Source organism: Streptomyces sp. NPDC057854 (assembly GCF_042797055.1).
GTDB lineage: Bacteria > Actinomycetota > Actinomycetes > Streptomycetales > Streptomycetaceae > Streptomyces.
The window spans coordinates 25,563-45,113 of the sequence record NZ_JBHVMF010000013.1; the positions used below are offsets into that span (position 1 = coordinate 25,563).

At 72.5% G+C, this 19,551-nt stretch carries 19 protein-coding genes and 1 riboswitch; of the genes, 10 read left to right on the forward strand and 9 right to left on the reverse strand.

Annotation, left to right across the window (positions count from 1 at the left end):
• Positions 1-56: 56 nt before the first annotated feature.
• From rsgA to ACFVQZ_RS19750, 3 genes are read right to left on the reverse strand one after another with little or no spacing between them, the layout of a single operon-like run.
• Positions 57-1,067: a ribosome small subunit-dependent GTPase A gene (rsgA, locus tag ACFVQZ_RS19740; RefSeq protein ID WP_383624295.1), complete on the reverse strand. Its 1,011-nt coding sequence runs from the start codon at positions 1,065-1,067 to the stop codon at positions 57-59.
• A 3-nt stretch (positions 1,068-1,070) separates the two neighbouring features.
• Positions 1,071-2,423, reverse strand: a complete 1,353-nt coding sequence (gene aroA, locus ACFVQZ_RS19745) for a 3-phosphoshikimate 1-carboxyvinyltransferase (protein ID WP_383624297.1) — start codon at positions 2,421-2,423, stop codon at positions 1,071-1,073.
• 19 nt (positions 2,424-2,442) lie between these two features.
• Positions 2,443-3,126, reverse strand: a complete 684-nt coding sequence (locus ACFVQZ_RS19750) for a M50 family metallopeptidase (protein WP_030492727.1) — start codon at positions 3,124-3,126, stop codon at positions 2,443-2,445.
• A gap of 49 nt (positions 3,127-3,175) precedes the next feature.
• On the opposite strand from ACFVQZ_RS19750, the gene ACFVQZ_RS19755 reads away from it, so the two are divergent.
• The 9 genes from ACFVQZ_RS19755 (at position 3,176) to ACFVQZ_RS19795 (ending at position 10,714) form a co-directional block, all read left to right on the forward strand.
• Positions 3,176-3,991 carry an SOS response-associated peptidase gene (locus ACFVQZ_RS19755; RefSeq protein ID WP_030492726.1) on the forward strand — a complete coding sequence of 272 codons (816 nt, stop codon included), beginning with the start codon at positions 3,176-3,178 and terminating at the stop codon, positions 3,989-3,991.
• A gap of 38 nt (positions 3,992-4,029) precedes the next feature.
• Positions 4,030-4,665 (forward strand): alpha/beta family hydrolase, encoded by a 636-nt coding sequence (locus ACFVQZ_RS19760; protein WP_383624301.1) that lies wholly within the window; start codon positions 4,030-4,032, stop codon positions 4,663-4,665.
• A gap of 251 nt (positions 4,666-4,916) precedes the next feature.
• The gene (locus ACFVQZ_RS19765) at positions 4,917-5,573 is read left to right on the forward strand and encodes a sigma-70 family RNA polymerase sigma factor (protein WP_030492724.1); all 657 of its coding nucleotides are present in this window, start codon (positions 4,917-4,919) and stop codon (positions 5,571-5,573) included.
• Positions 5,570-5,893 carry a mycothiol system anti-sigma-R factor gene (rsrA, locus tag ACFVQZ_RS19770; RefSeq protein ID WP_383624303.1) on the forward strand — a complete coding sequence of 108 codons (324 nt, stop codon included), beginning with the start codon at positions 5,570-5,572 and terminating at the stop codon, positions 5,891-5,893. Before ACFVQZ_RS19765 ends, rsrA begins: the two co-directional genes overlap by 4 nt.
• Before the next feature lie 122 nt (positions 5,894-6,015).
• Entirely contained in the window at positions 6,016-7,380 is a 1,365-nt protein-coding gene (locus tag ACFVQZ_RS19775) for an HD-GYP domain-containing protein (protein ID WP_383624581.1), read from the forward strand.
• A complete protein-coding gene (locus ACFVQZ_RS19780; RefSeq protein ID WP_383624305.1) occupies positions 7,377-8,633 on the forward strand; it encodes an HD-GYP domain-containing protein in 1,257 nt (418 codons plus the stop codon). The genes ACFVQZ_RS19775 and ACFVQZ_RS19780 overlap by 4 nt, the downstream gene beginning before the upstream one ends.
• Positions 8,634-8,713: 80 nt before the next feature.
• Positions 8,714-9,694 (forward strand): hypothetical protein, encoded by a 981-nt coding sequence (locus ACFVQZ_RS19785; protein ID WP_030492720.1) that lies wholly within the window; start codon positions 8,714-8,716, stop codon positions 9,692-9,694.
• Positions 9,695-9,760: 66 nt separating this feature from the next.
• Positions 9,761-10,411, forward strand: coding sequence for a peptide deformylase (def, locus tag ACFVQZ_RS19790; protein ID WP_030492719.1), 651 nt, complete (start codon positions 9,761-9,763; stop codon positions 10,409-10,411).
• A gap of 3 nt (positions 10,412-10,414) precedes the next feature.
• Complete coding sequence (locus ACFVQZ_RS19795; RefSeq protein ID WP_383624309.1) at positions 10,415-10,714, forward strand: hypothetical protein; 300 nt, start codon at positions 10,415-10,417, stop codon at positions 10,712-10,714.
• A gap of 25 nt (positions 10,715-10,739) precedes the next feature.
• Here the strand turns inward: ACFVQZ_RS19795 and ACFVQZ_RS19800 are convergent, their stop codons facing one another.
• From ACFVQZ_RS19800 to ACFVQZ_RS19825, 6 genes are all read right to left on the reverse strand, one after another.
• Entirely contained in the window at positions 10,740-11,759 is a 1,020-nt protein-coding gene (locus ACFVQZ_RS19800; RefSeq protein WP_030492715.1) for a ribonucleotide-diphosphate reductase subunit beta, read from the reverse strand.
• A complete protein-coding gene (locus tag ACFVQZ_RS19805; protein WP_383624312.1) occupies positions 11,750-14,128 on the reverse strand; it encodes a ribonucleoside-diphosphate reductase subunit alpha in 2,379 nt (792 codons plus the stop codon). Before ACFVQZ_RS19805 ends, ACFVQZ_RS19800 begins: the two co-directional genes overlap by 10 nt.
• A 125-nt stretch (positions 14,129-14,253) precedes the next feature.
• A riboswitch (cobalamin riboswitch) is annotated at positions 14,254-14,392 on the reverse strand.
• Between the two features lie 54 nt (positions 14,393-14,446).
• Positions 14,447-14,950: a GNAT family N-acetyltransferase gene (locus ACFVQZ_RS19810; RefSeq protein ID WP_030492713.1), complete on the reverse strand. Its 504-nt coding sequence runs from the start codon at positions 14,948-14,950 to the stop codon at positions 14,447-14,449.
• A gap of 83 nt (positions 14,951-15,033) precedes the next feature.
• A complete protein-coding gene (gene mctP, locus ACFVQZ_RS19815) occupies positions 15,034-16,659 on the reverse strand; it encodes a monocarboxylate uptake permease MctP (protein WP_030492712.1) in 1,626 nt (541 codons plus the stop codon).
• A complete protein-coding gene (locus tag ACFVQZ_RS19820; protein ID WP_383624315.1) occupies positions 16,656-16,910 on the reverse strand; it encodes a DUF3311 domain-containing protein in 255 nt (84 codons plus the stop codon). The genes mctP and ACFVQZ_RS19820 overlap by 4 nt, the downstream gene beginning before the upstream one ends.
• Before the next feature lie 188 nt (positions 16,911-17,098).
• Positions 17,099-17,863, reverse strand: a complete 765-nt coding sequence (locus tag ACFVQZ_RS19825; RefSeq protein WP_030492710.1) for a GntR family transcriptional regulator — start codon at positions 17,861-17,863, stop codon at positions 17,099-17,101.
• Positions 17,864-18,145: 282 nt separating this feature from the next.
• On the opposite strand from ACFVQZ_RS19825, the gene ACFVQZ_RS19830 reads away from it, so the two are divergent.
• Positions 18,146-19,435, forward strand: coding sequence for an extracellular solute-binding protein (locus ACFVQZ_RS19830; protein ID WP_030492709.1), 1,290 nt, complete (start codon positions 18,146-18,148; stop codon positions 19,433-19,435).
• Positions 19,436-19,551 lie beyond the last annotated feature (116 nt).

Sequence of the window (19,551 nt, forward strand, 5' to 3'; positions counted from 1 at the left end):
TTATGTCCTTACCGGTCTGGGAGCGGCCGTAAACCCGGCCGGCCGGGGGCGGCGGCTCAGTCGCCCTCGCGGCGCTCCCGGGTGGAGAGCAGCCGCCGCAGCGAGTACAGCCGCGCCGGATCGGCGTGCCCCTCCGCCACCCAGGCGTCCAGGGCGCACTCCGGCTCGTCGTGGCTGCACGCGCGCGGGCAGTTCTCCGTGCCCGGCTCCAGGTCGGGGAAGGCGTGGATGACCCGGGACGGATCCACGTGGTGCAGGCCGAACGACCGCACGCCCGGCGTGTCGATGACCCAGCCGTCCACCGCGTCCAGCGGCAGCGCCAGCGCCGAGGTGGTGGTGTGCCGGCCGCGGCCGGTCACCGCGTTCACGTGCCCGGTGATCCGCCGCTTCCCCTCCGGCACCAGCGCGTTGACCAGCGTCGTCTTGCCGACGCCGGAGTGCCCGACGAAGGCCGTCACCCGGCCGTCCAGGTGCTCCCGGACCCGGTCCGCCGCACCGCCGTCGTACAGCTCCTCGCGGTTCACCACCACGTGCGGGATGTCCAGGTCGCCGTACAGCTCCAGCAGCTTCTCCGGCGGCGCCAGGTCCGACTTGGTCATCACCAGGAACGGCTCCAGACCGCCGTCGTACGCCGCCACCAGGCAGCGGTCGATCAGCCGCGGGCGCGGCTCGGGGTCGGCGAGCGCGGTGACGATGGCGAGCTGGTCGGCGTTGGCCACCACCACCCGCTCGTACGGGTCGTCGTCGTCGGCCGTGCGGCGCAGCACCGAGCTGCGCTCCCCGATCCGGACGATCCGGGCCAGCGTGTCCTTCTCGCCCGACAGGTCGCCCACCAGCGAGACCCGGTCGCCGACCACGGCCGCCTTGCGGCCCAGCTCGCGGGCCTTCATCGCGAGCACGGTCCGGTCGTCGACCAGGCAGGTCAGCCGGCCGCGGTCCACGGTGAGGACCATGCCCTCGACGGCGTCCTCGTGCTTGGGGCGGATGCTGGTCCGCGGCCGGGTGCCCTTGCGGTTGGGGCGCTGGCGGATGTCGTCCTCGTCGGTGCGCTTGCCGTAGTGCCGCATGGTTCAGGCTCCGAGCATTTCGGTCCACATCCCCGGGAAGTCCGGCAAGGTCTTCGCCGTGGTCGCCACGTCCTCGATCCGCACGTCCTTCACCGCGAGGCCGATGATGGCGCCCGCGGTCGCCATCCGGTGGTCGTGGTACGTGTGGAAGACGCCGCCGCGCAGCGGGCGCGGGCGGATGTGGAGGCCGTCCTCGGTCTCGGTGACGTCGCCGCCGAGGCCGTTGATCTCCCGGGTGAGGGCCGCCAGCCGGTCGGTCTCGTGCAGCCGCAGGTGGGCCACGCCGCGCAGGGTGGAGGGGGAGTCGGCCAGGGCGGCGACCGCCGCGATGCCGGGGGTCAGCTCGCCGACCTCGCCCAGGTCCACGTCGATGCCGTGGATCCGGCCGGTGCCGGTGAAGGTGAGCCCGGCGTCGGTGAGCTCGCAGGAGCCGCCCATCTCGGTGAAGATCCGGCGCAGCTCGTCACCCGGCTGGGTGGTGCGGGCCGGCCAGTCGGGGACGGTCACCCGCCCGCCGGTGACCAGCGCGGCGGCCAGGAACGGCTGCGCGTTCGACAGGTCCGGCTCGATGACCAGGTCCCGGCCGCGCAGCGCCGACGCGGCGACCCGCCACACGTCCGGCTCGCCGCCGTGCTCCGGCTCGTCGACCTTGGCGCCCACCGCGCGGAGCATGTCCACGGTCATCCGGATGTGCGGCATCGACGGCAGCCGGCCGCCGACGTGCCGGACCTCGACGCCCTGGTTGAAGCGGGCGCCGGAGAGCAGCAGGGCGCTGACGAACTGGGAGGACGAGGACGCGTCGATCTCGACGGTCCCGCCGTCCAGGCCGCCGGAGCCGTGCACGGTCATCGGGAGGGCGCCGCGGCCCTCGTCGTCGATCCGGGCGCCGAGCGCGCGCAGCGCGTCGATCACCCCGTGCAGCGGGCGCTCGTGGGAGCGGGGGTCGCCGTCGAAGCGGACCGGGCCGTCGGCGAGGGCGGCGACCGGCGGCAGGAAGCGCATGACGGTGCCGGCGTTGCCGACGTCGATCGTGGCGGGGCCGCGCAGCGGGGCGGGGATGATCCGCCACGCCTCGCCGGTGCCGTCCGGGCCCACGCCCTCCTCGATCTTCACTCCCAGGGTGCGCAGGCCCTCGGCCATCAGGAGGGTGTCGCGGGAGCGGAGCGGGCGGCGCACCCAGCCGGGCTCGGCGGCGAGCGCGGCGAGCACCAGGGCGCGGTTGGTGACCGACTTCGAACCGGGCACGGTCACGGTCGCGTCCACGGGGCCGCTCGCGTACGGGGCGGGCCAGAGGTCCGGCTCGGCGGGGGCGGTGGACGGCGACGGATCGGGGTGCGCGGGGGAAGCTGCGGTCATGCCCTCACTGTACGGGGGGTCAGCGGCCCAGAAGCCAGGTGGCACCGCCGATCAGGCAGCTGAGGGAGACCGTGTGGAAGAAGGCCAGCCACACGCCGGCGGGCACGTGGGTGAGCCGGGACAGCTGGTCGGCGTCCGAGTCCGGGGCCCCGCCGTGCCGGCGCTTCGCCTGGAGCTCGAAGGGCGGCCGCACCCCGCCGAGGAGCAGGAACCACACGACCGCGTACGCGAAGAGCGCCTGGACCTCCGGGGCCGCCAGCCACGACACCAGGACGAAGAGCGTGCCGGTGAGGAGCACGGAGAGGATCCCGTACGCGTTGCGGACCATGACCAGCACGGCGAGCAGCAGCGCGGTCGCCGCCCACAGCAGCACCGCGACCCGGCCGGCGCCGAGCAGCGCCGCCCCGCCGAGGCCGAGCAGCGGGGCCGCCGTGTAGCCGGCGGCGAGGGTCAGGACGACGCCGAGGCCGGTCGGGCGGCCCCGGGTGACGGTGAGGCCGCTGGTGTCGGAGTGGAGCCGTATCGCCATCAGCCGGCGGCGGCAGGCGAGGGCGACCAGGGCGTGACCGCCCTCGTGGGCGATGGTGATCGCGTTCCGCGCGACCAGCCAGATCCGCCGGGGCACGGTGACGGCGAGCGCGGCGACGCCGGTGGCGATCACCAGCCACTCCGCCGGGGCGGCCTGCGGGCTGAAGAGGTCCATCCTCCGGAACGCTCCTCTCTGGCTCGGGGATCGTGGCAGTGTGGCACGTATGTGCGGACGTTATGCGGCGAGCCGGCGGCCCGAGGACCTCGTGGACGTCTTCGGGATCGAGAAGTGGGAGCCGGAGGAGACCCTGGAGCAGGACTGGAACGTGGCCCCCACCAAGGAGGTCTACGCGGTCCTCGAACGCCCTGTGAAAGACGCGGAGACGCGCCGCCCGGTTCGCCAGCTGCGCGCCCTGAAGTGGGGACTGGTCCCGTCCTGGTCGAAGTCGCCGGAGGGCGCCGCCCGGATGATCAACGCCCGAGCCGAGACGCTGCACGAGAAGCCGTCCTTCAAGCGCGCCTTCCAGGCCCGCCGCTGCATCCTGCCCGCCGACGGCTATTACGAGTGGGTGACCGGCGCAGCCGAGCGCGACCTGGAGGTCGAGGGGAAGCGGAAGCGGCCCCGGAAGCAGCCGTACTTCGTGACCCCGGCGGACGGCTCCGTCTTCGCGATGGCCGGGCTGTACGAGTTCTGGCGCGACCCCGCGCTGCCGGCCGAGCACCCGGACGCCTGGTGGGCCACCTGCTCCGTGATCACCACCGAGGCGGAGACCGGCCCGCTCGGCGTGGCGCCCGCCGAGGGCCCCGGCTCGCTCGCCGAGATCCACCCCCGGATGCCGCTGATGCTCACCGAGGACCGCTGGGACGCCTGGCTGGACCCGGCCACCACCGGCCTCGACGAGCTGCGCGCCCTGCTCGCCCCGCCGCCCGGGGGCCTGATGCGGGCCTACCCGGTCTCCACCGCCGTCAGCAACGTCCGCAACAACGGCCCCGAACTCCTTGCAGAACTGGCCGGACCCGAGGTCGGCACGCTGTTCTGAACGCCGCCCGGCGCGGACGGGGACGGCAGGATGGGGACGTGACGAAGACCGAGACCGTGCCCACCGACGCCGGTGACGCCCGTATCACCTGGCACCCCGCCCCCCGGCCCCGCCGCGTCCTCGCCCTCGGCCACGGCGCCGGCGGCGGCATCGAGGCCCGCGATCTGGCCGCGCTCGCCGCCGCGCTGCCCGCCCACGGCGTCACCGTCGCCCTGGTCGAGCAGCCCTGGCGGGTCGCCGGCAAGAAGGTCGCGCCCGCGCCGAAGACCCTCGACACCGGCTGGCGCGGGGTGTGGCCGGCCCTCGCCGCGCCGGGCCTCCCGGTCGTCGCGGGCGGGCGCAGCGCCGGGGCCCGGGTCGCCTGCCGGACCGGCGCGGAGCTCGGCGCCGCCGCCGTCCTCGCGCTCAGCTTCCCGCTGCACCCGCCGGGCAGGCCCGAGAGCTCCCGCGCGGCGGAACTCCTCGGCACCGGCCTCCCGACGCTCGTCGTCCAGGGCGGCAACGACCCCTTCGGACGGCCGGACGAGTTCCCGGCCGGAGGGACGTACGAACTCGTGGAGATCCCGTACGGCGACCACGGCTTCGCCGTCGCCAAGCGGGCGCCGGCCGGCCAGGACGAGACCGTCGAACGCGTCGTGGCGGGTGTCACCGACTGGCTCGCCGCCCTGTCCTGACACCCGCTCCCGGCCCGGGAATGCACGCGCAGGGGCCGCTGTTGTGGTGAGCGTCGGTGAGAGAAGCGAGAGAGGGAGTCCGTCGCATGGGTTCGACCATCTGCCCGGAGCGGGCCAGGTCCGCCGAGCTCGACTGGACCGTGCTGCCCGCCCCCAAGGCCGTCCCGATTCGGGCGGCGGGCGGAGCCGATCCTCGTCTATCCTCCGAGACGAGCGGGTCCGGCACCGGCCCCGTCACCGCGCTGGAGGAGGTGGGTCCGGTCACTGGGACCGACACAGGGACCGACGACGGCCCCGAGGAGACGACCGAGGAGCGCAACGCGCGCTTCGAGCGGGACGCCCTCGGCTACCTCGACCAGATGTACTCGGCCGCGCTGCGGATGACGCGCAACCCCGCGGACGCCGAGGACCTGGTGCAGGAGACCTACGCGAAGGCGTACGGCTCCTTCCACCAGTTCCGCGAGGGCACCAACCTCAAGGCCTGGCTGTACCGCATCCTCACCAACACCTTCATCAACTCGTACCGCAAGAAGCAGCGCGAGCCCCAGCGCAGCGCCGCCGAGGAGATCGAGGACTGGCAGCTAGCCCGCGCCGAGTCGCACATGTCGACCGGTCTGCGCTCCGCCGAGTCGCAGGCGCTCGACCACCTCCCCGACTCGGACGTGAAGGAAGCGCTGCAGGCGATCCCCGAGGAGTTCCGCATCGCGGTCTATCTCGCGGACGTCGAGGGCTTTGCCTACAAGGAGATCGCCGACATCATGGGGACCCCCATCGGTACGGTGATGTCCCGCCTGCACCGGGGCCGCCGCCAGCTCCGCGGCATGCTCGAGGACTACGCCCGCGAGCGCGGCCTCGTCCCCGCCGGCGCCGGAGAGTCGTCCAAGGATCTGAAAGGCGCGGACTCATGAGCTGCGGAGACCCGCACGAGACGGACTGCTCGGAAGTCCTCGACCATCTCTACGAGTTCCTCGACCGGGAGATGCCGGACGGTGAGTGCACCAAGTTCGAGGTGCACTTCGAGGAGTGCTCCCCCTGCCTGGAGAAGTACGGCCTGGAGCAGGCGGTGAAGAAGCTCGTCAAGCGCTGCTGCGGCAGCGACGACGTCCCCACCGACCTGCGCGCCAAGGTCATGGGCCGGATCGAGCTGATCCGCGCCGGGCACCTGGTGCCCGAGCAGGACGCCGCGGCGGAGAGCCCGGCGCCGCAGACACCGGCCGCCCAGGAATGACCTCGGACGGGTGTGCGGGCCTTCGCCCGTGCACCCGTCAGCTTGTATCACCCGTTGGGAGGAATCGACGAGGGCCCGCCTCCCGCGGCCGCCGTCCTCGCTAGCGTGACCGCGTGACGGTCGTGAAGCCCCTCCCGCGAACGGCCCGCGCGTACATCGTCTGCGCCGCCCTCGGCGCCGGAGCGTGCGCCCTGCCCGCACTCCTCCCCCCGTCTCCCACCCCCTGGGCGACGGCCGGACTCCTCGCCGCCCTGTACGCGCTCTGCGAGCTGCCCGCCCGCTGCCGCCTCCTCGGCCGCGCCCCCGGCGGCTCCGTCCCCGTGGGCGCCGGGTCTTTCTTCCCCGTCCTGCTCGCCGCCGCCCTGCTGCTGCCCCCGGCCGCCGCCGCCCTCGCCGCCCTCCCCGGCGGCCTCCTCGCCCGCGTCGGCGAACCCCCCGCCGGCTGGCGCCGCACCTGGCGCGCCGCCGCCACCGCCCTCGCCGCCTGGGCCGCCGCCCACACCGCCGCTGCCCTCGGCGCCCCCGCCGCCCTCGGCCCCGGCGCCCCCGACCTGCCCCTCGCGTTACTCCCCGCCCTCGCGGCGTCCCTCGTCTTCTGCCTCGCCCTCACCGCCCTCGACGGCGGCATCCGCGCCACCGCCGACGGCCTCCCGCTCCGCGCCGCCTGGCGCGGCCTCCTCGGCCGGGCCCTCGCCCCCCACCTCGTCCACGGCCTCGCCGGACTCATGATGGGCGTCCTCTGGCGCAGCGCCCACGGCCCCGCCGCCGCCCTCCTCGTCCTCCTCCCCATGTACCTCTCCTGCTGGGTCTTCGCCCAGTACCACCGCGAACGCGCCGCCCACCAGGCCACCATCCGCGCCCTCGTCCAGGCCGTCGACATCAAGGACAGCTACACCCGCGGCCACAGCGAACGCGTCGGCCACGCCTCCGTCCTCATCGCCCGCGAACTCGGCATGGACGGCGACCGCCTCGACACCGTCCGCTTCGCCGGCATCCTCCACGACGTCGGCAAGCTCGGCGTCCCCACCCGCGTCCTCCGCAAGGACGGCCCGCTCACCCCCGAGGAGCGCCGGATCATCGAACTCCACCCCGAGTACGGCCACGAGATGATCCGCGGCATCGGCTTCCTCGGCGAGGCCCGCGAAGCCGTCCTCCACCACCACGAACGGATCGACGGCAGCGGCTACCCCTACGGGCTCCGCGGCGACGAGATCCCCGAATGCGCCCGCGTCGTCGCCGTCGCCGACGCCTTCGACGCCATGACCTCCACCCGCACCTACAGCCGCGCCCGGCCCGTCGCCACCGCCCTCGCCGAACTCCGCCGCTGCGCCGGCACCCAGTTCGACCCCCGGATGGTCGACGCGCTCGTCCGCGCCCTCGCCCGGGACGGCCGGCAGACCGCCGTCACCGCCGACGAACCCGGCACCCAGGTCCCCGGACCCCGCACCCCCGGCCCGCGCACCGCCAAGACCCAGGAGCCCGCATGAGACCCGGGGCGGTCACCGTCGGCGCCGTCCACGGCGCCGCCCTCCTCCTCGGCGCCGCCGGCCTCGCCCACACCCTCTGGCACGGCGTCGCCGAACCCGGCAACGCCCTCGCCTTCGGCGCCCTCGTCGCCCTCGGCGAACTGGCCCGCCGCGGCGCCCACCCCGGCGAACGCGAACCCGCTCCGCTCGCCGCCGCCGGAGCCCTCGCGTACGCCCTCCTCGGCGACGACGCCGGCGCCGCCACCACCCACGGCGTCCTCCAGGTCGTCGCCGTCGCCTGCGCCGGCGGCCTCGCCGGGATCGTCCCGCACGTCGCCCGCGGACACGGCCCCGGCCTCGACCACCTCGCCCGCCGGGTCCTCACCGTCGGCTTCGCCGCCCTCTGCTTCCAGCCCCTCTACAACTCCGGCACCGTCACCGGACGACTCGGCCTCGGCGCCGCCTACGCCCTCTTCCTGCTCCTCGTCCTCGGCCTCACCGGCCTCTGCGACGCCGTACTCGCCGCGCTGCTGCTCCGCGCCCGCACCGCCTACCCGTACGGCCCCCTCCTCCGCGACGAACTGCGCGCCCTCCTCGGCATCGGCTCCGCCGTCTGCGCCACCGGCGTCGTCATGGCCCTCGGCGTCGGCGCCGCCGGGCTCTGGGCGCTGCCCGTACTCGCCGTCCCGCTCCTGCTCACCCAGGTCTCCCTCCGGCGGTACGAGGCCATCCGCACCGTCAACCGGCAGACCATCACCTCCCTCGCCCGGGCGACCGAGATCGCCGGCTGCACCCCGCCCGGCCACGCCCGCCGGGTCGCCGCCCTCTCCACCGCCGTCGGCCGCGAGCTGGGCCTCGGCGGGTCAGAGCTGACCGTCCTGGAGTACGCCGCCCTCATGCACGACATCGGGCAGCTGTCCCTCGTCGACCCCGTCGCCGGCGGCGCCACCGCCCTCCTGCCCGCCGCCGAGCAGCGCCGGATCGCGCTGCTCGGCGGCGAGGTCGTCCGCATGACCGGCGTCCCCGCGGCCGTCGCCCAGATCGTCGAGCGGCAGGCCGACCCGTACCGCGAACAACCGCCCGCCGCCCGGATCGTCCGCGCCGTCAACGCCTACGACGACCTCGCGGGGGAGGGCGCCGCCACCGCCCTGGAAGCCCTGGAGCGCCTGCGCCTCGGCACCGCCCGCGACTACCACCCCGACGTCGTCGCCTGCCTCGCCCGGGTCCTGGCCCGCGGCGGAACGCCGGGGGTGACCTCGGTCCCCACGGGGTAACCCATGGGTAATGAGCGCGCGTCCGACCCGGCATGGTTGGATGCGAACAAGAGGGTGAAGCGACCGGGCAGGCGGGAATCGTGAGGATCTTCGGGAAGGTACGGCATCGGCCCTCCGCCTCGTGGCGGCAGGCCACCGACCGCGCGTTCACGCTGATCGGCGACGGCCGGTACGAGGACGCGGGCGCGCTGCTCACCCGGGCGGCCGATCTGGAGCCCTGGCTCTCCGAGTCCTGGTTCAACCTGGCGCTGCTGCACAAGTTCCGGCACGACTGGGAGCAGGCGCGGGCCGCCGGACTGCGGGCCGTGGCCCTGCTCGACAAGGAGACCGGCGCCCCCGACTGGTGGAACGTCGGCATCGCCGCCACCGCCCTCCAGGACTGGCCGCTGGCCCGCCGCGCCTGGCAGGCGTACGGGCTGAAGGTCCCCGGCGCATCCTCCGCCACCGGCGAGCCCGCCGGGATGGAGCTCGGCAGCGCCGCCGTCCGCCTCTCGCCCGAGGGCGAGGCCGAGGTCGTCTGGGGCCGCCGGCTCGACCCGGCCCGCATCGAGGTCCTCTCCATCCCGCTGCCGTCCTCCGGCCGCCGCTGGGGCGAGGTCGTCCTCCACGACGGCGTGCCCAACGGCGAGCGGACCACCAGCGCCGGCCCCTCCTACCCGGTCTTCGACGAGATCGAGCTGTGGGCGCCGTCCCCCGTCCCCACCTGGGTCGTCCTCCTGGAGGCCGCCACCGAGGACGACCGGGACGCCCTGGAGCAGCTGGCCGCCGAGGCCGGCTTCGCCGCCGAGGACTGGTCGTCGTCGGTACGGCTGCTGTGCCGCGCCTGCTCCGAGTCGACCATGCCCAGCGCCGAGGGCGAGGGCGACCACGTCGACCCGCACGACCACAGCGAGCCCGGCCACCCCGGGCCGCTCGGCCACCGCTCGCCCGGCGAGCTGTGGGTGCCCGAGCGCGAGTGCGGCATCGCCGCCCCCGCCGACCTGGTCCGCGGCCTCCTCGACGGCTGGGTCGCCGACAGCCCCGACAGCCGGGAATGGCGCGATCTCGAAGAGGTCTGCTGAGCCTTCCGCCCCGGCCCCGTAGGCTGTCCCCGACGGAATCGGGTTTTCAGGAAGGCGCGGCGGCACATGGCGCAGCAGGAGACGGGCGAGCAGATCTTCACGGGCTACGCCCTGGACGACGACGGCTACATCGTGGACACCGAGGACTGCGAGGCGCGTGAGCTCGCCCACCGCGAGCGGGGCACCTCCCGCCCGATCACGGTCGTCGGCAACCCGGTGCTGCACCACGAGTGCAAGGACGTCACCGAGTTCGGCCCCGAACTCGCGGCCCTGGTCGACGACATGTTCGCCAGCCAGAAGACCGCGGAGGGCGTCGGCCTCGCCGCCAACCAGATCGGCGTCGGCCTGAAGGTCTTCGTCTACGACTGCCCCGACGACGAGGGCGTCCGCCACACCGGCCACGTGGTCAACCCAGTGCTCCAGGACCTCCCGGCCGACCGCCGCCACCTCGACGACTCCAACGAGGGCTGCCTCTCGGTCCCCACCGCCTACGCGGCCCTGGCCCGCCCCGACTACGCCGAGGTCCACGGCCAGGACCTGCACGGCAACCCCATCAAGGTCCGCGGCACCGGCTACTTCGCCCGCTGCCTCCAGCACGAGACGGACCACCTGTACGGCTTCCTGTACATCGACAAGCTCTCCAAGCGCGACCGCAAGGACGCCCTCCGCCAGATGGAAGAAGGCACCCCCCGCTACCCGGTCGTCCCCAACGACTGACGCGTGACGCCCGACGACGACCGCCGGTGGCTGCGGGTCGTGTTCGCCGTGCCGGTGGGGCTGCTCACGCTGGTGGCGGGGTACTTCTGCCGGCTCGCGGTGACGATCCGGCCGTCCGGGGTGTGGGACGACGACGCCTACGCCGGGATCGAGCTGGCCGGGGCGATCGCCGTCGGTGCGGCCGGGGCCGTGGTGGCGCTGTGGCTGGCGCCGTCCGTGCGGCGGGTGATGGGCTGGCCGTGGGTGGTGCCGGCGGTGCTGCTGGGCGTCGTGGCGGCCGTGCGGTGGGGGGCGGTCGGCTGAGACCGGCCGCCCCCCACCTGCGAGGTCAGAAGTCCTCGTCCAGGTCGACCGTGCCCTCGACCGCCACCTGGTAGGCGGAGGGGCGGCGTTCGAAGAAGTTGGTGAGTTCCTGGACGCCCTGGAGCTCCATGAAGGAGAACGGGTTCTCCGAGCCGTAGACCGGGGCGAAGCCGAGGCGGACCAGGCGCTGGTCGGCGACGCACTGGAGGTACTCGCGCATCGACTCGGTGTTCATGCCGGGCAGGCCGTCGCCGCACAGGTCGCGGCCGAACTGGAGCTCCGCCTCGACCGCCTCCCGCAGCATGTCCGTGACCTGCTGCCGCAGCTCGTCGTCGAAGAGCTCCGGCTCCTCCTTGCGGACCGTGTCCACGACCTCGAACGCGAAGTTCATGTGCATGGTCTCGTCGCGGAACACCCAGTTGGTGCCCGTCGCCAGGCCGTGCAGCAGGCCGCGCGAGCGGAACCAGTAGACGTACGCGAAGGCGCCGTAGAAGAACAGGCCCTCGATGCAGGCGGCGAAGCAGATCAGGTTGAGGAGGAAGCGGCGGCGGTCCTCCCGCGTCTCCAGGCGGTCGATCTTCTCGACCGAGTCCATCCACCGGAAGCAGAACTGCGCCTTCTCGCGGATCGACGGGATGTTCTCGACGGCCGCGAAGGCCGCCGCGCGGTCGTCCGGGTCGGGCAGGTAGGTGTCCAGCAGGGTCAGGTAGAACTGGACGTGCACGGCCTCCTCGAAGAGCTGGCGGGAGAGGTAGAGCCGCGCCTCGGGGGAGTTGATGTGCTTGTAGAGCGTCAGCACCAGGTTGTTCGCCACGATCGAGTCGCCGGTCGCGAAGAACGCGACGAGCCGGCCGATCATGTGCTGCTCGCCGGGGGTGAGCTTGGCGAGGTCGGCGACGTCCGAGTGGAGGTCGACCTCCTCGACGGTCCAGGTGTTCTTGATGGCGTCCCGGTAGCGCTCGTAGAAGTCCGGGTAGCGCATCGGGCGGAGCGTCAGCTCGAAGCCCGGGTCGAGGAGGTTGTTCGTACGGGTGGTCACTGGCATGCCTCGCAGGACTCGGGGTTTTCGAGGGAGCAGGCGACGGCGTCCGCGTCGGGGGCCGCCTGCTGGACGGGGATCGGGGTGGCGGCGGACGCCGACGCGGCGCGGGCGATCCGGGTCGCCGGGCGGGAGCGCAGGTAGTACGTCGTCTTCAGGCCCTGCTTCCAGGCGTACGCGTACATCGACGACAGCTTGCCGATGGTCGGCGTCTCCATGAACAGGTTCAGGGACTGCGACTGGTCCAGGAACGGGGTGCGGGCCGCCGCCATGTCGATGAGGCCGCGCTGCGGGATCTCCCAGGCCGTGCGGTACAGCTCGCGCACCTCGGCCGGCACCCAGCCGAAGCCCTGCACCGAGCCGTTGGCCTCGCGCAGCGCCTCCCGGGTCTGCGCGTCCCACACGCCGAGCCGCTTCAGCTCGTCCACCAGGTACGTGTTGACCTGCAGGAACTCGCCGGACAGCGTCTCGCGCTTGAACAGGTTGGAGACCTGCGGCTCGATGCACTCGTACACGCCGGCGATCGACGCGATGGTCGCCGTCGGCGCGATGGCGAGCAGCAGGCTGTTGCGCATGCCGACGGCGGCGATCCGCTCGCGCAGCGCCGCCCAGCGCTCCGGCCAGTTCAGCTCGACGTCGTAGTGGTCGGGGTGGAGCACGCCCCGCGCGGTGCGGGTCCGCTCCCAGGCCGGCAGCGGGCCGTTGCGCTCGGCGAGGTCGGCGGACGCCTCGTACGCGGCGAGCATGATCCGCTCGGCGATCCTCGTGGACAGTGCCTTCGCCTCGGCGGAGTCGAAGGGCAGCCGCAGCTTGAAGAAGACGTCCTGGAGGCCCATCGCGCCGAGGCCCACGGGGCGCCACTTCGCGTTGGAGTTCCCGGCCTGCTCGGTCGGGTAGAAGTTGATGTCGACGACCCGGTCGAGGAAGGTGACGGCGGTGCGGACCGTGTCGTCCAGGCGGGCCCAGTCGATGCCCCCGATCTCGGGGTGGACGAAGGCGCCGAGGTTGATCGAGCCGAGGTTGCAGACGGCCGTCTCGCCGTCGTTGGTGACCTCGATGATCTCGGTGCAGAGGTTGGAGGAGTGGACGACGGTGCCGGGCTCGGCGGTCTGGTTGGCGGTGCGGTTGGAGGCGTCCTTGAAGGTCATCCAGCCGTTGCCGGTCTGGGCGAGGGTCCGCATCATCCGGCCGTACAGGTCGCGGGCCGGGATGGTCCGGCGGGCCAGGCCCTTCGCCTCGGCGGCGCGGTAGGCGGCGTCGAACTCCTCGCCCCACAGGTCGACCAGCTCGGGCACGTCGGCGGGGGAGAAGAGCGACCACTCGGCGTCCGCGTTCACCCGGCGCATGAACTCGTCCGGGATCCAGTGGGCGAGGTTCAGGTTGTGGGTGCGGCGGGCGTCCTCGCCGGTGTTGTCGCGGAGCTCCAGGAACTCCTCGATGTCGGCGTGCCAGGTCTCCAGGTAGACGGCGGCGGCGCCCTTGCGCCGGCCGCCCTGGTTGACGGCGGCGACCGAGGCGTCCAGCGTCTTCAGGAAGGGCACGATGCCGTTGGAGTGCCCGTTGGTGCCGCGGATCAGCGAACCGCGCGAGCGGATGCGGGAGTACGACAGGCCGATGCCGCCGGCGTGCTTCGACAGGCGCGCGACCTGGTGGTAGCGGTCGTAGATGGAGTCCAGCTCGTCCTGCGGGGAGTCCAGCAGGTAGCAGGAGGACATCTGCGGGTGGCGGGTGCCGGAGTTGAAGAGCGTGGGGGAGGACGGCAGGTAGTCCAGCCGGCTCATCAGCCCGTACAGCGCCGCGACCTCGTCCAGGGCGCGGTCCGAGTCGTCCTCGGCGAGGCCGGCGGCGACCCGGAGCATGAAGTGCTGCGGGGTCTCGATGACCTTGCGGGTGAGCGGGTGGCGCAGCAGGTAGCGGGAGTACAGCGTCCGCAGGCCGAAGTAGCCGAAGCGGTCGTCGGCGGCCGGGTCGATCAGCGCGTCCATCCGCGCGGCGTGCCGGGCGACGAGGGCGGCGGTGCGGTCGGCGATCAGGCCCTCGCGGTGGCCGGTGGCGACCGAGGCGGAGAAGGAGACGGCGCCCTGTCCGGCGGCCTCCTCGGCGATGGTGAGGGTGAGCAGGCGGGCGGCGAGCCGGGAGTAGGCGGGGTCCTCGGAGATGAGTCCGGCGGCGGCCTCGGTGGCCAGTTCGCGCAGCTCCGCCTCGTCCGATCCGGCGTGCCGGCCGCGCAGCGCGGCGGCGGCGACCCGGCCGGGGTCGGTGTCGGTGAGGTCGGCGGTGAGGTCGGTCAGGGTCCGCAGCAATACGGTTCCGGGGCCGTCGCTCTCGCTCGTGGCGGCCTCGGTGGCTGACGGACCCGCAGGCGCGATGGTCACGTGGGGGCTCTCCCTCGCTCGGCCCGGGGCAGCGGCGGGGGAGGGCGGGCGTGCGCACGCGCGGAAGCGCCCGCGTCCACCGGCCCATTCCGCGAGGCCCGGACGTCGTCGGCGCCCGGAACGGTCGGACCGGGCGCACCGCGCGCAGGTGCTCGGACTCGCCCGTGCGGAAGTGAGGAAAGCGCACGAAGCACACCGTTGCGGGACAGTTCCGGATTCGCACCGGATTCCCCTGCGTCGACAGCGAGCACGAGCATACATGTGGGGGGCGCCGATCGCGGCACCCCCCACATGTTGTGTCGCCGGACGTCGGTGCGGTCAGAGGTCCAGGGCGAGGACGAGCAGCGGCGACAGCTCCGGAACGGGGCTCCAGTCCCGTTCGGGGAGCCGGGTGAAGCCGACCCGCTCGTAGATCCGGTGGGCCTCCGCCATCCGGTCCTGGGTGGAGAGCAGCATCCGGGTGCAGCCGTCGAGGGCCCGGGCCCGTTCGACGCAGGCCCGGACGAGCGCCTCGCCGACGCCCCGGCCGCGCGCGGCGCGGGCGACGGCCAGGAGCCGGAATTCGGCCTCGCCGGGCCCGGCGACGTCCGCGTACGCGCCACCGCCGGCGGTGAAGGTCACCCCGCCGAGCAGCCGGCCGTCGGCGTCGACGGCGACCAGCACCTCCGCCTCGGCGACCCGCCGGGCCACGTCCTTCATCACCGGCAGATAGGGGTCGTCCTCGCCGAAGGTGAGGTGTCCGTCGTCGAGGTAGGCACGGGCGGTGATCTCGCCGAGTTCCTCGTACTCCTCGGGCCGTACGGCCCTGATCGTGAAGTCCATGGCGGGCAGTCTGCCCGCAGGAACGGGCGAGGACCCGGGGTTTTCCGCCCCCGGGCCCTCGCCACCGTCCGCGTACCGCCGGATCAGTGGGTGCCGGCCCCCACCTTCGGGAGCTCGGTGCTGACCCCGGCGTCGCCGGCGTCGGCCGTGTAGTCCGACGGGGAGGTCTCGTCGACGCCCTGGGGGGCCTTGAGGGCCCGGAGGACGAAGGTGAGGACGACCGTGACGACGAGGTTGAGGACGAAGGCGGTGAGGCCGATGTAGCCGATCTCGCCGATGCCGGGGATCTCGGCGGAGGAGCCGCCGAAGTGCTTCTGGGTCGGGCTGGCGACGCCGTACGCGGCGGCGGTGCCGTAGACCATGCCGACGGCCCAGCCGGCGAGCAGCGCCCAGCGGTGGAACCAGTTGGTGAACAGACCGCCGACGAGGGCCGGGAAGGTCTGGAGGATCCAGATGCCGCCGAGGAGCTGGAAGTTGATGGCGACCGTCTTGTCCATGGTGAGGACGAAGGCGAGCGCGCCGACCTTCACCAGCAGCGAGACCACCTTGGAGACCTTGGTCTCCTGCTCGGGGGTGGCGTCCTTCTTGATGAAGTCCTTGTAGATGTTGCGGGTGAAGAGGTTGGCCGCGGCGATCGACATGATCGCGGCGGGGACGAGCGCGCCGATGCCGATGGCGGCGAACGCGACGCCCGCGAACCAGTCGGGGAACATGTTCTCGAAGAGCTGCGGGATGGCGAGCTGGCCGTTGCTCACCTTGATGCCGGCGGCGATCGCCATGAAGCCGAGCAGCGCGAGCAGGCCCAGCATCAGCGAGTACAGCGGCAGGATCGTGGTGTTGCGGCGGATGACCTCGCGGCTCTTCGACGACAGGGTCGCCGTGATCGAGTGCGGGTACATGAAGAGCGCGAGCGCCGAGCCGAGCGCGAGCGTCGCGTACGTCCACTGGCTCGCCTCGCCCGGCACCAGGGAGCCGCGCGGCTTGTCGGTGGCCGGGTTGACCGTCGCGTACGCCTCGCCGGCCTTGGCGAAGATCTCGTCGAAGCCGCCGAGCTTGATCGGGATGTAGATGATCGCCACGGCGATGACGAGGTAGATCAGGGTGTCCTTGACGAACGCGATGAGCGCGGGGGCGCGCAGGCCCGAGGAGTACGTGTACGCGGCGAGCACGCCGAAGGCGATCAGCAGCGGCAGGTCCTTGATGAACCAGTGGGTGGTCTCGCCGCCGCCGACGCCCATCACGTCCAGGACGGCCTGGATGCCGACGAGCTGGAGCGCGATGTACGGCATGGTGGCGAGGATGCCGGTGAGGGCCACGGCGAGCGAGAGGCCCTTGGAGCCGAACCGGCCGCGCACGAAGTCGGAGGTGGTGACGTAGCCGTGCCGGTGCGAGACCGACCAGAGGCGCGGCAGGAAGGTGAAGATCAGCGGGTAGACCAGGATGGTGTACGGGACGGCGAAGAAGCCGGCCGCGCCCGCCGCGTAGATGGCCGCCGGGACGGCGACGAAGGTGTACGCGGTGTAGAGGTCGCCGCCGAGCAGGAACCAGGTGACCCAGGTGCCGAAGGACCGGCCGCCGAGGCCCCATTCGTCGAGGCTGTTCTCGTTCTCGGCCCTGCGCCACTTGGAGGCGAGGAAGCCCATGACCGTGACGGCCAGGAAGAAGAACACGAAGACGGCGAGCGCGACGCCGTTGACGCCGTCCTTCATCGCGCGTCACCCCCCTTGCGGGCGCGCTGGTCGCGCTGCCACAGCTTGTACGCGATCATCGTGAGCGCGGTCGACACCAGCACCCAGAGCATCTGGTACCAGTAGAAGAACGGGATTCCCGCGAAGAGGGGTTCGGTCTTCGAGTAGGAACCGACCCAGAGCATCGCCACGAACGGCGCCGCCAGACAGAGCGCTATGACGATCCTGGCGGGTGTGATGACCGGTTGTTTCCCGGTCGTGGTTTCTGTCATGGCGAGTGCGTCCCCTCACTGATCACCGGTTAATGCCGAGGAAATGTAGGGGACCGCTCACTTCCTGGGAACCCTCGTCCGAATAACGGACGTGTATCGGGCGGGTCTCGGCGTCGAACCGCGCCCCGGGAAACGGCGTACCCCGACACATCACACGGATGTGCCGGGGTACGGGTTCAGATCGATTTTCAGCCGTTGGGGCGCTGGAGGCGGGCGACGAACTTGTAGCGGTCGCCGCGGTAGACCGAGCGCACCCATTCCACCGGTTCGCCCTGGGCGTCCAGCGAGTGGCGGGAGAGCATCAGCATCGGCAGGCCGACGTCGGTGCCGAGCAGTCCGGCCTCGCGCGGGGTGGCGAGGGAGGTCTCGATGGTCTCCTCGGCCTCGGCGAGGTGGACGTCGTAGACCTCGGCGAGGGCGGTGTAGAGCGAGGTGTACTTGACGAGCGAACGGCGCAGCGCGGGGAAGCGCTTGGCCGAAAGGTGGGTGGTCTCGATGGCCATCGGCTCGCCGTTGGCGAGGCGGAGGCGCTCGATGCGCAGCACCCGGCCGCCGGCCGTGATGTCGAGCAGTCCGGCGAGGGTGTCGTCGGCGGTCACGTACCCGATGTCGAGGAGCTGCGAGGTGGGTTCGAGGCCCTGGGCGCGCATGTCCTCGGTGTACGAGGTCAGTTGGAGGGACTGGGAGACCTTGGGCTTCGCCACGAAGGTGCCCTTGCCCTGGATGCGCTCCAGCCGGCCCTCGACGACCAGCTCCTGGAGGGCCTGGCGCACGGTGGTGCGCGAGGTGTCGAACTCGGCCGCGAGCGTCCGCTCCGGCGGCACGGGGGTGCCGGGCGGAAGGGTCTCCGTCATGTCGAGGAGGTGCCTTTTCAGCCGGTAGTACTTGGGCACGCGCGCGGTGCGGGTCGCCGCCCCGCCCTCTGATTCCGTGCTGCCCGCCTCCGTGGCCATGGCCTGCCTTCCCGACTGTGCTGCTGCCGTCACCGGCTCCTCCGTCTGTCGCGGCTCACATGGTGGCACGGACCGGTCACGGGTCGTCGGCCTCCCTCAGGTGTCGGTCCGATAACGGACGCGACTGCCCTTCTTATACACCCTTGACACCCCCAAAGGTCTAGGCCAAGCTCCGGGTACTGGTCTAAACCATTAAAGACCAGGTCCCAGCCCCACGAGCATTACCTGACGTATGTCTTCGCGCGGTGGGCAGGGGTTGCAGGCATCCCTGAGGAGGGTGGCGTGAAGCGCAAGCTCATCGCGGCGATCGGCGTCGCGGGCATGATGGTCTCCATCGCTGCGTGTGGTGGTTCCGACAGCGGTGGCGACAAGGACAAGGCCGAGGGCGGCAACAAGTCGCTCACCGTCTGGGTCATGGACGGTTCCGCTCCCAAGGAGTGGATCGACGGCGTCAACAAGGAGTTCGAGGCCGCCCACCCCGGCGTCAAGGTCAACGTCGAGGTCCAGCAGTGGACCGACATCCAGACCAAGGTCACCACGGCCCTCTCCGAGGACACCCCGCCGGACGTCCTGGAGCTCGGCAACACCCAGACCACCGGCTACGCCGTCACCGGCGGCCTCGCCGACCTCACGGGTGAGAAGGACAAGCTCGGTTACAACAACTGGAGCAAGGGCATGCTGCCCTCGGCCGAGCTGGACGGCAAGCTCTACGCCGCTCCGTGGTGGGCCGCCAGCCGCGTCGTGATCTACGACAAGGCCGCCTTCAAGAAGGCCGGCGTCACCCCGCCGAAGACCCGCGACGAGTGGGTGAACGGCCTGAAGAAGCTCAAGGCCGCCGACCCGAAGTCGCAGCCCCTCTACCTGCCCGGCCAGAGCTGGTACGTCTTCGCCGGCTTCCTGTGGGACGAGGGCGGCGAGCTCGCGGTCAAGGACGGCGACAAGTGGAAGGGTGGCCTGGCCACCCCGCAGGCCGCCGCCGCCATGAACTTCTACAAGGAGCTGCAGTCCTTCTCGACCGCTCCGAAGGACAAGGACGAGGCGACCCCGCAGCAGTCCGTCGACATCGTCCCCAAGGGCGGCGTCTCCTCCTGGATCGGTCTCGGCTGGGAGGCCGGCGGCGCGATCGCCGCCATCGAGAAGGCCGGCAAGAAGGCCGACTTCGGCTACTTCCCGATCCCGGGCAAGACGGCCGACAAGCCGGGCTCCGTCTTCTTCGGCGGCTCCAACCTCGCCGTCGCCGAGCGCTCCAAGAACCAGGAGCTCGCGAAGGAGTGGCTGGCCTTCGTCACCAACAAGAAGCAGCTGGAGTCGTACGGCACCGCCAACAAGGGCGGCATCATCCCCGTCGACCCGTCCGCGCAGGTCCAGCCGGAGGCCGGCTCCTTCGCCGAGGCCATGGTCAAGGTCGCCGAGGTCGGTCACATCACCCCGATCACCGGTGGCTGGGCCAACGTCGAGACCGAGCCCAACCCGATCAAGGGCTACATGACCAAGGTCCTGAAGGGCGAGGACCCGCAGAAGGCCGGCGAAGAGGCCGACAAGGTCATCGCCGAGCGCATCAACCAGCAGTAGTCCCACCCCGGTGGGGGGGGGGGGGGGGCCCCCCCCCCCCCCCCCCCCCGGGGGGGGGGGGGGGGGGCGCCCCCCCCCCCCCCCCCCCGGGGTGGGACTACTGCTGGTTGATGCGC